This is a genomic window from Paenibacillus sp. 2RAB27, from assembly GCF_052115445.1.
GTDB lineage: Bacteria > Bacillota > Bacilli > Paenibacillales > NBRC-103111 > Paenibacillus_E.
In genome coordinates this window covers 1-12,697 of sequence record NZ_JBFRGR010000040.1, presented here as the reverse complement: position 1 = coordinate 12,697, position 12,697 = coordinate 1, and the positions used below count along the sequence as shown (strand labels likewise).

The 12,697-nt window shown below is 44.4% G+C and carries 8 protein-coding genes and 1 pseudogene; 6 read left to right on the top strand and 3 right to left on the bottom strand.

Features of this window, described 5'->3' with window-relative positions:
• Positions 1-57: 57 nt before the first annotated feature.
• Positions 58-1,164: a tetratricopeptide repeat-containing glycosyltransferase family 2 protein gene (locus AB4114_RS30915; RefSeq protein ID WP_441991851.1), complete on the bottom strand. Its 1,107-nt coding sequence runs from the start codon at positions 1,162-1,164 to the stop codon at positions 58-60.
• Positions 1,165-1,305: 141 nt separating this feature from the next.
• Between AB4114_RS30915 and AB4114_RS30910 the strand changes: the two genes are divergently transcribed.
• The 3 genes from AB4114_RS30910 to AB4114_RS30900 all read left to right on the top strand — a co-directional run bounded on the left by AB4114_RS30910 (position 1,306) and on the right by AB4114_RS30900 (position 6,122).
• Entirely contained in the window at positions 1,306-2,007 is a 702-nt protein-coding gene (locus AB4114_RS30910) for a class I SAM-dependent methyltransferase (RefSeq protein ID WP_441991850.1), read from the top strand.
• A 341-nt stretch (positions 2,008-2,348) separates the two neighbouring features.
• Entirely contained in the window at positions 2,349-3,884 is a 1,536-nt protein-coding gene (locus AB4114_RS30905) for a collagen-like triple helix repeat-containing protein (RefSeq protein ID WP_441991849.1), read from the top strand.
• A gap of 918 nt (positions 3,885-4,802) precedes the next feature.
• Entirely contained in the window at positions 4,803-6,122 is a 1,320-nt protein-coding gene (locus tag AB4114_RS30900; RefSeq protein ID WP_441991848.1) for an exosporium glycoprotein BclB-related protein, read from the top strand.
• A gap of 205 nt (positions 6,123-6,327) precedes the next feature.
• On the opposite strand, the gene AB4114_RS30895 is transcribed toward AB4114_RS30900, so the two are convergent.
• Positions 6,328-8,055, bottom strand: a complete 1,728-nt coding sequence (locus tag AB4114_RS30895) for a sigma-54 interaction domain-containing protein (RefSeq protein ID WP_441991847.1) — start codon at positions 8,053-8,055, stop codon at positions 6,328-6,330.
• Positions 8,056-8,287: 232 nt separating this feature from the next.
• Between AB4114_RS30895 and AB4114_RS30890 the strand changes: the two genes are divergently transcribed.
• Both AB4114_RS30890 and pruA read left to right on the top strand, forming a co-directional pair.
• Positions 8,288-9,202: a proline dehydrogenase family protein gene (locus AB4114_RS30890; protein ID WP_441991846.1), complete on the top strand. Its 915-nt coding sequence runs from the start codon at positions 8,288-8,290 to the stop codon at positions 9,200-9,202.
• A gap of 53 nt (positions 9,203-9,255) precedes the next feature.
• Positions 9,256-10,827: an L-glutamate gamma-semialdehyde dehydrogenase gene (gene pruA, locus AB4114_RS30885; RefSeq protein ID WP_441991845.1), complete on the top strand. Its 1,572-nt coding sequence runs from the start codon at positions 9,256-9,258 to the stop codon at positions 10,825-10,827.
• 269 nt (positions 10,828-11,096) lie between these two features.
• On the opposite strand, the gene AB4114_RS30880 is transcribed toward pruA, so the two are convergent.
• Positions 11,097-12,206 carry a CotH kinase family protein gene (locus AB4114_RS30880; protein ID WP_441991844.1) on the bottom strand — a complete coding sequence of 370 codons (1,110 nt, stop codon included), beginning with the start codon at positions 12,204-12,206 and terminating at the stop codon, positions 11,097-11,099.
• A gap of 156 nt (positions 12,207-12,362) precedes the next feature.
• On the opposite strand from AB4114_RS30880, the pseudogene AB4114_RS30875 reads away from it, so the two are divergent.
• Positions 12,363-12,697, top strand: a pseudogene (locus AB4114_RS30875) (exosporium glycoprotein BclB-related protein); the annotation flags it as partial.

Below are 12,697 nucleotides of genomic sequence, written 5' to 3'. Positions count from 1 at the left end.
GTAAACGATAAACAGCGGCTGTGCCTCGTATCATAAGGCGCAGCCGCTGTTTCTTTCTCATTCTGTGGATTCAGAGTTCTCCGATATTTGCAGAACGGACTCAAGATACTTTTTATTATGGAGGATATTTCGATCTTTGGGTCTGAAGGTGCGGGCAATTTCATTGTGCTTATAAGCATTTGCGTGTTCTCCTAGTTGGTCATAACAGACACAGAGCTGTAAATGTGGCAGCCAAGTTGAAAACTTAGGATTAGAAAATCCCCAATTGTGTGCAGGAACCTGTAGTTCTGTTGCTAATTTGTACCAAAACACGGCAGAATCGTATTGCTTTCGAGTTAAAAAATAATAGCCTAGACGACAACAGAACTCAGCACGCGGGCTGTCATATTGAAAGGATCGGAATACGGACTGTAGTTCCATTTCACTGTTGCCAAGGTGCTGGTAACAATCCGCTAGATTGCTGCAGGAGGAGATTTGATCCTCCACCCAGCCGTTTCCATTCGCAAGAAATTTATTGTAATAAATAATAGCTTTTGCGTACTTGTTATGATCTTTTAATTCATTCGCGTAGTAATATAAATCCCGAGGTGTGAAAGTCTCACCACGCAGCAGCCTGTTCTGAAATATTTTGAGATTCCTGTCGCTCTTTGTATGGATTCTGCAATGCGTAACGGTAATGTCAGAGTCCACAATATTTCCGTGAACCTCTAAATATTCGTGGATCGCGCCTATCCATTTGAACTGATTCTCCCGTTTCACCAACCGATTTCGCTTAAATCTGAAAGTCGGGGTGCCAAATTCATCAAAGGCATAATTATAAAACATCGTGACCGAATCGACGGAAGGCTCCAGATCTGCTTTTAACTTTATAAGCTTGTTACAATCTTCTTCTTTCAAAATATCATCCGCGTCCAGCCATAGAATGTAGTCTTTCGTGGCTCGCCGGAAAGCAAAGTTACGTGCTGCCGAGAAATCATCTATCCATTTAAAATCATAGATGTGATCCGTAAAGGAGCTTGCTATCGATTTCGTTTGGTCGGTAGAACCGGTATCTACGATGATGATCTCGTCAACTGCTTTGGCAACGGAAGATAAACAAGGCTGAAGTGTTTTCTCCTCATTTTTAACGATCATGCAAAGACTTATGGTAATCAACGTGTTCACTCGCTTTCTGTGTAGAGATAAAATCCAACCTGGTCTTTCTAAACTATTCATAGTTTCATGTTGAGGGCACGGCTTGTAAATGAAGTTATAGGGAACCAAATATCCTTTGGAAGAATATGGTGATCAAAAAGGAGTTGTGGCATGGAACGGTTTTTTGAAAAAATAATTAAACCTATTCTAATCAAATATGAGCCTTCTCACATTGTAGAAATTGGTGTCTTTTTAGCAGGTCGTTCAACGATTAAATTACTTGAGTTCTGTAAAATGATGAACAGTAAGCTAACAGTCATTGATCCTGCACCGGGATTTAATACTTATGCTTATGAAGCAGTATTTTCTGAGGAATTAGTCCTTCATAAAAAGCACAGTCTGGAAGTATTATCAGATCTCGAAACTGCTGATCTGGTTCTCATAGACGGAGACCACAATTGGTATACCGTATATCATGAATTAATGGCAATTGAGCAAATGGCAACTAGATCAGGTAAATTTCCGATTGTCATTCTTCATGATACGGAGTGGCCATACGGAAGACGTGATTCTTACTACTTTCCGAATACCATTCCTATCCAATATCGAAAACCGCATGCCCAAAAAGGGGTGAAAGCCGGCTCCAGTGATCTAGTTGAATCAGGGGGCATTAATGAAACCCAGTTCAATGCGATGAATGAATATGGGGAAGAAAACGGCGTGTTGACAGCAATAGAAGATTTTCTAAAGGTAACGGCTTTTTCTCTAAGCTTCCATCGCGTTTATACGAATAATGGATTAGGTATTCTTGTACCGAGTGATAATAGGGTAGATACGGTGATGCAGTATATTATGGATACATCAGGTTTATAAAAAAAGCGACTGCTCCCTATAAATTTGGGCGCAGCCGCTTCTTTTTGCGGTACATATGACTTGAAATCTATCAACTATGACATGTTCGAAATGTGTTTAGAAGTGCGTTGGGAGGTTCTAGTTCGAACTTTAGTACCTAATTCAATCAAGTATTTACAAAAAATGTTTTTTTTCATCATTTGTCCTCTCTCATTCGTCCATGCACTGAAAGTTTGTACACATATAATATACGAGGAAACTAGAGTAGTTTCATTTTAAGTAAGGGAGGTATGTCTCATTAAAAGAAACCGTATCTCGATTGCAGGTTACTAGCATTAAAATAATATGGAGGTGAAAGTACGTTGAGTAAACTTACTCAGTTAATGAATTTAATAGGAATCGTGGGAATAATGAACATCAAAAAAATTGAAATTGAGTATTTTAATGAGACTGAATTCAAATTGAAATTCGACATAGGCGATGGCACTATTCAAAGAATGTCTGAACTTAACAATTTTTTAGCACTCATTGATTGGATTCAGGTCGAGGAAATTGAAATTGAATTGTACAATGGAGGAAAAATTGAAATTGAATTTCCTTATGTAGGTGGTGTTACAGGAGCAACAGGCGCAACAGGAGCAGCAGGTGCGACAGGAGCTACAGGAGCTACAGGTGCAACGGGAACTACAGGTGCAACCGGAGCAACGGGACCAGCTGGTGGTCCACCGGGACCAACAGGAGCAACCGGAGCAACGGGACCAGCTGGTGGTCCACCGGGACCAACAGGAGCAACCGGAGCAACGGGTGCAACAGGAGCAGTTGGAGCGACCGGAGCAACAGGAGCAACAGGTGACACAGGAGCGACAGGGGCAACCGGAGCAACCGGAGCAACGGGTGACACAGGAGCGACAGGGGCAACCGGAGCAACCGGAGCAACGGGCGTAACAGGAGCAGTTGGAGCGACTGGAGCAACAGGCGCAACAGGAGCAGTTGGAGCGACCGGAGCAACAGGAGCAACAGGTGACACAGGAGCAACCGGAGCAACTGGACCAGCTGGTGGTCCACCGGGACCAACAGGAGCGACCGGAGCAACTGGTGACACAGGAGCTGTTGGAGCAACGGGAGCAACAGGAGCAACTGGTGCAACCGGTGACATAGGAGCAACCGGAGCAACGGGACCAATAGGTTCGATTCAACCCAACCCATTTGAAGTATTTGTTCAAGCAGGGGCAGTTGGAGGAGATGGTACACAGGCTAGTCCATTTGGTACAATACAACAAGGTGTGACAGCTGTATCCCCAACAGGAATAGTTCATATATTAGGTGGCACTTATCCTCTTGTTTCACAAATAGTAATTAATAAAGCTGGGGTAACATTAAGAGGATATCCTAATACATTAATATCGTTACAAGCTGCCGTAATTCCTTTTCTTGTTACGGGAAATGGTGTAACAATAGACGGATTGACAATTACCAGTGATGTTCCTTATGCGACTGAGTTTATTCAACTAGCCGGAACAAATCATATGCTTACTAATAATATTATTTATGGACCGCCTCAAGCAGGTCCATCAACAGGTTGGGTAGTAAATCGTGGATTTGTAACGCAATCTAATGTGATAGATCTAATTGTTCAAAATAATATTTTTTATTCACTAAGGCAACCAGCTTATTTAAATCCAAATTCAACTGGTCAAATCATTAGTAATGTAGTTTATAATACTCGCGGATTTGTAGTTGATCAGGCGATCTTTGTCTTTTCAGGCAACTCATGGGGAATTCCAATAAATGCAGTTGATATTGCATTGTTATCTGGAACAATAGCTGGTACGCCTTACGATCCTTTGACAGTGTTATCATCCAATAATAGCAATGCTACAATTAGTGATCAAAGGTAAATTGAGCAGGGTATCCGCAGTTTTGCGGATGCCTTTTTTACGTCCAGAGAGAGGCTTACTGAGCAACGAGAGAAACAGGTGCATTAGGACCTACTGGTCCAAAAGGACTGACAGGAGAGAGAGGGGAAAGAGGACATTGTGGAGTGCATTATTCCAGCTCCAGTTCAAGTTCAGATATCGATGATGAAGATTAACGTATTTAATAACTTTATCTCCTGAATTTAAGATAAGATCCTCCTTTCATAATGCGAAAGGGGATCTTATCTGTTTGAAACCATAATAACTGGAAGTGGTGCAGATGGTTAAGGGATTCTAGCAGCCGTTGAAAACTTGCAGCAGTGGATCTGTGCCGTGCCATATCGTCTGACAAGCATAGACAAGACGGTTAGATTGGCCCAATTACTTGGTGAAATCCACATTCTCTTTCAAAAGGTTATTAACCTTCTTTTGGGCCTTTTTATTACGGAGCAGTGAAGTGGGAGCAAGAGTACGAAGAAGCTCTTGGTTACTTAGAGAGCTGGAAGATCGGCAACCTAAAAGATGATGCGTGCCTATCTTAACCAGAATAGGCTCTTAGATCAAAAAAAGAAGTTAATGTATCTAGCTTTGGATTTTCCTCACAATTTTTGCCGGAACCTGATTTGGGGTAAATTCACACGAATGTGTTGGCACATCATAATACCGTTGATCCGAATGTACTACATTAATAATAGCTAGCTCCTTTCAAATTGATAACAGGTCTGTAGCGAATTCCATACTGCCTTGCAACCACGTTTAATCCTATCATTATTTCAGAAACACATTTTCATTACATATAGTCATATGCATATTTTGTAATGGACAACCATCTATTGCCAAAAAGTACAGACAAACCTCTGGGATAATCCGTATGATGAAGCATCACAGGAGGTGTTGTAGTTGAGTCTCTTAGTTGGCAAAAAGAAAAGTACCATGACAGTGAAAAAGCGTACAATTATTAAAAAAGGTGGAGCAAAGCTCCATAAAGTAAGTGGATGCGGTTGTCAGAAACGTAAGAAAAAAGTGAGAAAACACTGCCGCAAGATTGTCATCGTAAAGATCAAGCGGAGATGCTGTAAAAAAGGTCCTAAAGGAAATCGCGGTCCCCGAGGTTTCAGAGGCTTTACTGGAGCAGCTGGAGCAGCTGGTGCAACTGGTGCAACTGGAGCAACTGGAGCAAATGGTGCAATAGGAGCAACAGGTGCAACTGGAGCAACTGGAGCAATAGGAGCAACAGGTGCAACAGGAGCAACGGGGCAAAGAGGGAAAAAAGGTGAAGATGGCGATAGAGGCAAGAGAGGCCATACAGGACCAACGGGGTCACAGGGTGCGGCAGGAGCTACTGGAGCAACAGGACCATACGGAATTGGGGGCACTGGACCAACCGGGGCACCAGGATCAGCAGGTGCAATGGGACCAGTGGGACCAATGGGGCCGATGGGTCCAATGGGTATAGGTGCAACGGGAGCAACCGGAGCAATAGGTCCGATAGGACCAACGGGTCCAGGGGTAGGAGAAACAGGAGCTACTGGAGCAACAGGTGCGCCAGGAGTAGCAGGAGCAACAGGAGCCACGGGAGCAGCAGGAGCAGCAGGAGCAGCAGGAGCAACCGGAGCCACCGGTGCAGCAGGAGCAGCAGGAGTAGTAGGAGCAACCGGAGCCACGGGAGCAGCAGGAGCAGTAGGAGCAACCGGAGCAACTGGAGCAGCTGGACCGGGTGCAATTATTCCGTTTGCATCAGGCACTCCAGTAGCATTAGCCTCTGTTTTAGGTGGCTTACTCAGCACGGGTGGCCTTATCGGATTCGGAAGTTCAATCGATAATGTTGTTGTTGGTGGGACAACTATTAATCTCTCAGCCAGTGGAGGACTTCTTGACTTCGCATTCTCGGTGCCTCGCGCCGGAACAGTCACATCCTTATCAGCATTCTTCAGTGTTACTGCTGGCGTCACGTTGGTAAGCCCAGTTACAATTACTGCAACCTTGTATAGAGCACCTGCTGGCAGCAACATATTCTCGCCGACAGCTGCTGTAGTTCCTTTAACACCGTCACTAGGCGGCTTGGTTACTATAGGTACTACAAGGAATGCAATGCTTCCGTTTAATCTAGCAGTTGCCGCACAAGATCGCCTCTTAATGGTATTCTCACTCGATACAGGCGGACTGGACCTTTTGGAAACTGTAGTCGGCTTTGCTAGTGCAGGTATAACGATTAACTGATGTTTATTTAAATAGAGTTTATTTATTACAGAGCTCAATGTCACTATTATTCACTACCTATGACTATTGCTAGGTATGACTGATAGTAACTTGAGCTTTTTCGTGAGGTACTGGATTGATCTACAAATTGCCTCCTTGTATAGCGAGTTTTCATACTATTAAAAAAGGGCTACCATAATTGGTGAGCCCTCTTTCCATTGATAAATTACTCCATTTCGAATTCCTTCATTTTATTATAAAGCGTTCCACGCGAAATCCCGAGCAGCTTGGCTGCAGCACTCTTATTCCCAGCGGTTTTGGCTAATGCCTCTTCAATCAAAGTAATTTCATCAATCTCGCTAACGGTTTCTTTTAACGTCATCGTGGATGTTTCAGTGTCTTGAACTAAACTCGGCTGTTGCTCCTGAAGAGTGGTAGGCAGTTGGTCTATTGTAATAACATCATCTTCATTTAAAATAATGCAACGCTCGATCACATTTTTCAATTCCTGAATATTTCCCGGCCAATCGTATTGCGTCAATGCTAGTATGACTTCTGGCGCTAATGTAGGAACTGGTTTCTGGTAATGCATCGAAAACTGTTTGAGATACATATGAACCATCGCAGGAATATCCTCGACACGCTCGCGAAGAGGCGGAATTCGAATGGACACGACATTCAGAGCGTAATAGAGATCAGTTCGAAATTCATGAGAAGCAAGTTTGCTGGCCAAATCTTGTGTCGTTGCAATAATGATGCGCGTCCTTACATGAATTGGCTGGTTCCCGCCAGAGCGGACAAGCGTTTGCTGGGTGATGTAGCGATACAGCTTGGCTTGGAGCTCGAGGGACATTTTCTCAATATCGTTAATAAACAGTGTACCCTCTTTGGCCAATTCTAATTTACCGGGCTGACCACTTTCACTTCCACTGAAAGCCCCACCTTGATAACCGAATAGTTCGGTTTCCAAAATCCCCGCAGGCACAACACCACAATGTACGGTTACAAAAGGCTGYGCCGAGCGCGAGCTGGACTGATGTATGATTTGCGCCAGCTGCTCTTTACCAACCCCCGATTCACCAATTAACAGGACGGGAGTTTCGGTGGCTGCGACTTTTTTGGCCCATTGGATGACCTTGCCGATAGCCGGACCTTTTCCTTTGATAAGGGCAAACGGATCTTCCTGCGATGCTTCAAAAGGGAGCCCTACGGACTCGACTGTTGTCAATTGTTCGTTCAATCGCACCAATTGTGTAATATCTTGTTCTGTTGCAATGCCACCGATGATCGTACCCGCGGCATCTTTGATTGGGGAAGCATTAATGAGGACATGTGTTTCTGGCCTCGGACGATGATACGTATTGCGGATGAGCCGGCCTTCATCTAACATTTTCAAAACCATCAAGGTTTCCACGTCAAAATGTTCCCCGATCCGCTTGCCAACAATGTCTGCACGCGGCAGCCCATAGAGCTCTTCTGCAACTGGGTTCCAGCAAATCACGGCACCATCCCGATCAACTACGGTTACGGCGTCAGTCACTGTATCTGCAAGCGCAGTAAAGTAAGCGTGCCACTTCTGCCGCTCTTTCAAAGCGTAATTCGCATACGCATGTAAGGTGAGATAGCCTGTGATTGTGCCTGTGTCATTCGTGCATAGGATGTGTCTTTTCGTTCCTTGTGGAAGCTCTAGATCTTGTGTTGCTGTGGTTAGTTTCGCTAGGGGATGCTGCTGTGTGTTGAAATAAGATGTCATTAGAAGTAACTCAGCCACATTGACAGCAGTAAAGGCATGCATAAGTTCGGCATCCTCAGGTGTAAATAGCGCAACCGTGTGATTATTATGAACGAGTACGGCAGTGCCACTGTGCAGAACCGTAATAACTTCAGTAAGTTTCGTCTCTATTGGAAGTGTTTGAATCTGTGTGTGTAATGGAAAGTGTTCAGGCATGAACATGTTAACCCTCTTTTAGCCGTCATATTTGGTTTTAATTTACCATGAAAAGGTAGGTGATTCAACACATCTTGGCCCTTAGGTGAATATTGTACAGATATGGATGGGTTTAAGGCTTTTTTGTACAAGTTAAAAAATATTTTTGAACAAATAGTGTTCATATTTGAAAATAAAGTGTATAATTCGATTATATATTAAACATAAGTGCACAAATTCTTCTTGGAGGCAACCACAGATGGAACTCATGATGCGTAATATGTTTCAATCCCTTGGCAAAAGTCGTGCAGCCAATCGCTTAGCGAAGAAATATGGACTCCGATTTGGTGCTGCGCGCTTTGTAGCAGGTGAGACGATTCAGCAATCGATCAACGCCGTGCGTGGTTTGAATCAAGATGGGCGCTTGGCGACGTTGGACCATTTAGGCGAGTTTGTTTTTAACGAGGAAGAAGCGTTAGAATCGGCTGCGATGTGTATCCAAACCCTCGACGCGATAGCGGAGTCGGGTGTTCGCTCCAATTTATCGTTGAAAATGACATCTTTAGGGCTTGATATTAGCCGAGAACTTTGCGTAAGCAGCATGAAACGGATTCTAGATCGTGCGCGGATGCATGGTAATTTTGTCCGGATTGATATGGAGGATTATGCGCATTGTCAGGTTTCATTAGATATTTATCGTGAGCTGCGTGAAGAATACAACAATGTCGGGATTGTGATTCAGGCTTATCTGTTCCGCACCCAGAAGGATATCGATGATTTGCATGAGCTTGGCGCGAATTTGCGATTGGTGAAGGGAGCCTATAAGGAGTCTCCTGAGGTTGCATTTCCAGAGAAAAGTGCTGTCGATGAGAATTACAAAGTGATTATTCAGAAGCATCTGTTGAACGGACATTATACAGCTGTCGCAAGTCATGATGAGGCAATTATCAATTTCACGAAACAATTCGTGAGCACTCATAACATCGGGAAAGATCAATTCGAGTTCCAAATGCTTTATGGGATCTGTGAAGATTTGCAAAAGCAACTAGTGAAAGAGGGTTACCGCGTTCGTATTTATGTGCCGTATGGCGTGGATTGGTTCGGTTATTTCATGAGAAGGTTAGCAGAGCGGCCAGCCAATGTCTGGTTTGTGCTTAAAAATATGTTCAAATAAACACGGGTAAATACATTTAAAATAGCTTTCTATTCGGAGAGGAGCCATTATACATGACTACATTATCAACTAAGGTTATTCCTTACGCGAATGAACCGTTTACGAATTTTGCACTAGAGGACAATGTGAAGGCAATGCAAGCGGCGATCGCGAAGGTGAAAGGCGAGCTTGGACGCGAGTACCCGCTATATATTGGTGCTGAGAAGGTCATGACTGAAGCGAAAATTACATCGATCAATCCAGGTAATGTGGATGAAGTGATCGGGTACGTGAGTAAGGCTGATCAGGCTTTGGCTGAAAAAGCAATGAACACCGCACTCGAAACGTTCGTGTCCTGGAAAAGAGTACCTGCAAGAGAGCGTGCGGAATATTTGTTCAAAGCGGCTGCTCTTATGCGTGAGCGCAAGCATGAATTCTCAGCTCTAATGATCTTGGAGTCCGGCAAAAACTACGTAGAAGCCGATGTCGATACCGCGGAAGCGATCGATTTCATCGAGTTCTATGCGCGTGAAATGATCCGTTTGAGTGGGATCAATGAGACACAACCTTTGGTGAGAATTCCCGGTGAGAACAACCAGATTTCCTACATCCCACTTGGTGTTGGCGTTGTGATTCCACCTTGGAATTTCCCGCTTGCAATCTGTGTAGGTATGACGGTATCTGCTGTTGTTTCGGGGAATACGGTGCTGTTGAAGCCAGCATCTACGACTCCTGTTATCGCACATAAATTCGTAGCTTTGATGGAGGAAGTAGGTCTGCCAGCGGGCGTGATCAACTTTATCCCTGGCAGCGGTGCTGAAGTTGGCGACTACTTGACGACGCATCCGAAGACACGTTTCATTTCCTTCACGGGGTCGAAAGAAATTGGCTTACGGATTAACCGTTTGGCTGCTGATGTAGCCCCGGGACAAATTTGGATTAAGCGAGTCATCGCTGAAATGGGTGGAAAAGACGGCATCGTCGTCGACGAAACGGCGGATTTGGATGCAGCTGCGGCTGCGATTGTGGCTTCGGCTTTTGGCTTCCAAGGACAGAAATGCTCCGCGGGTTCCCGCGCCATCATCGTAGAGTCGGTTTACGATGAAGTGGTCGAGAAGGTTGTCGCCTACACGAACAGACTACAAAGCGGTCTGCCGGAGTTAAACTTCGCGGCAGGTCCGGTGATTGATAAAGCATCGTATGAGCGGATTTTGGACTACATCGAAGTTGGCAAAAGCGAGGGCACGCTGCTAGTTGGCGGCGGCAAAGCGGAAGGTAACGGCTATTATATTCAGCCAACCGTGTTCGGGGATGTGAGCGGCAAGGCGCGCTTGATGCAGGAAGAGATCTTCGGGCCTGTGCTCGCGATTGCGAAAGCAAAGGATTGGAAGGAAGCAATTGCGATGTACAACGAGACGGAGTTCGGGTTGACGGGGTCGTACTTCTCCACGGACGAAGATCGCATCGCAAAAGCGTTGGAGACCGTGCATTGCGGTAACTTGTACATCAACCGCAAATGTACAGGAGCGCTTGTCGGCGTACATCCCTTCGGCGGGTTCAACATGTCCGGTACGGATTCCAAAGCAGGCGGTTACGATTACTTGATGTTGCTGACGCAAGCGAAGTTGACTTCCCGTAAGGTGTAGGAATTAATTGCCGGCTGAATAGCAGGCGACAATATTTATAGGCAGCCCCACTTCGGATGAAGTGGGGTTTTTATGTTTTAGCGTGCCTATCAAAGCTAAGCACAACTAAATTTATGAAATTTAAAACGAGGTAAGAGAACAAGTCGCTTCGTAGCTAACAGGCAACTGGTGGAGAGATCTTAAGGTTGAAGCCCACGCTCGTCCGATATGTGGACGATCTGGTTATCCTTCGAAGAACCAAAGAGAAAACTTGAAGAGCTTTGCTTACCTTATTTTTTTGGTGCTTGAAATGACTCTATACTCTCCATCAAAAATGTCCTCCGCTTCTCGATAAAAGAAAGAATGAATCCTCGCTCGCCTAAAAATATGCCATCGCCGTCTTTTTTATTAGGATCGAGATGGATAAATGGATGAAGCAATTGCTGCAGTGAAATAATTTCAGGCTCCAGTGCCGTCTCTGTAAAATGCTCGCGAAAAATGGCATGCAAAAGACTACAATATGATAAGCGAAATGAAGACACATCCAAGATACGCGCAGTGAGTGTATTAAACCCCTCTATCGGAAGATACGTATGCTTCAGTACGTGTCCGTTCACATTTCTTCCCCAGGTTGCGTCGTAATCCCACGGAATGATAGTAAACCGTTCTGTTTCTCTATTGCGGTATAAAGCGTAATTATGAATAAAGCCGTCGAAGTTTTGAGTGCATACGGCTCCTGCTAACCAGCGAAGGTAACTATCGACATCCAACAGTTTTTCAATTTCGGATTCAAATTGAGCGACTGTGGTTGTGTTGATTTTATAAATAAACGTGCGTAAATCGGCATCGTCTGCAGTCGTTCCGCACTTTCTCATATACCCTTCTTCAAGGGAGTCTTTAACTTCAGAGGTTTTAGGATTAAGAAGCGAGAAATTGGCCTTCGAATTTATGGCGTAATAAATCGGCCCGTCGGGCAATTCTCTTGTTTGTAAAAAAAGATCATCTACAGATTCAAGCTTCAAATATATACCGGCAAATTGTTCATTGATGTACAGCAGCACATGGTAGGTTTGTGGTGATAGGGTTCCGATACGGGTAAAAAAGTCAAAGGAAAGTTTGTTTCGTATGAATGAGGGGTCTGCATATTCGGCATTAAGATGAAATTCTTGTTCTCCCTTGTAAACCATTGGTGAAATGAACTTGACCTGGAACGATTTTTTTGGAAATTTACGGGTATGTGAGCCACGATAGGCCAGCTTTATTTGATATTCATCTTGATTAAGGCGAAGGACTGCCGGGATCCATAGCTCTAAGTAGATGTTCTTGTTTAATTTTTCTAGCTGCTCGGGAATAGCAGTAATGTGAAAATGTGGGATAGAAAGATTATCGTTGATGCTCATTCTGCCACCTCTTGTAAGTAGTATTTTTACATAATATAGTATTAAGATTTCATGCGATATGTCACTCTACTAGGGGAATGATTGTTTTCTCATCCAGCCCTCGCAAAATATATTCTAGCTCATAAACTATTAAAACAATGGGAAGAGGTGGAATATTTGGAGCGATTAAATAAAGAGGAAATTAAACAAGTCCTCGATTCGATTGAACCAGAGTTACAAATTTATATGAGTAATAATCCGAAAAAATCGAGTTCACATTGTTGTTGTACGACAACGTCTACGACAACAACTACGACAACAACTACGACCTCAAAGTGTTGTAAGAGAGGGAAGAGAGGAGCAACAGGAGCAGCAGGAGCAACTGGAGGTACAGGAGCAACAGGAGCAGCAGGAGCAACTGGAGGTACAGGAGCAACAGGAGCAGCAGGAGCGACTGGAGGTACAGGAGCAGCAGGAGCAACCGGAGCAGCGGGAGCAACTGGAGCAGCAGG